Genomic DNA, 279 nt, shown 5'->3' on the forward strand with positions numbered 1-279 from the left:
CTACATTTACACCGCAAACACTATATTTATTAACATATAAATAACCTTTTATTTACCGTTGAGGTCGCTATGTCTCTGTCAATTACGCGTGAAAATTTTGATGAATGGATGATGCCTGTATACGCTCCGGCCCCTTTTATTCCGGTGCGGGGTGAAGGTTCACGTCTGTGGGATCAGCAGGGTAAAGAGTATATCGATTTCGCGGGTGGCATTGCGGTTAACGCGCTGGGTCACGCCCATCCGGCATTGCGCGAGGCATTAAACGACCAGGCGAGCAAA

At 47.3% G+C, this 279-nt stretch carries 1 protein-coding gene; it reads left to right on the plus strand.

From position 1 onward, the window contains the following. Window positions 1-69: 69 nt before the first annotated feature. Window positions 70-279: aminotransferase class III-fold pyridoxal phosphate-dependent enzyme (locus FDX22_RS20365; protein WP_146717692.1), on the plus strand; the 210-nt coding region annotated here is incomplete at its 3' end.

The organism is Citrobacter sp. TBCS-14 (genome assembly GCF_005280805.1).
GTDB classification, from domain to species: Bacteria; Pseudomonadota; Gammaproteobacteria; order Enterobacterales; family Enterobacteriaceae; genus Citrobacter; species Citrobacter gillenii.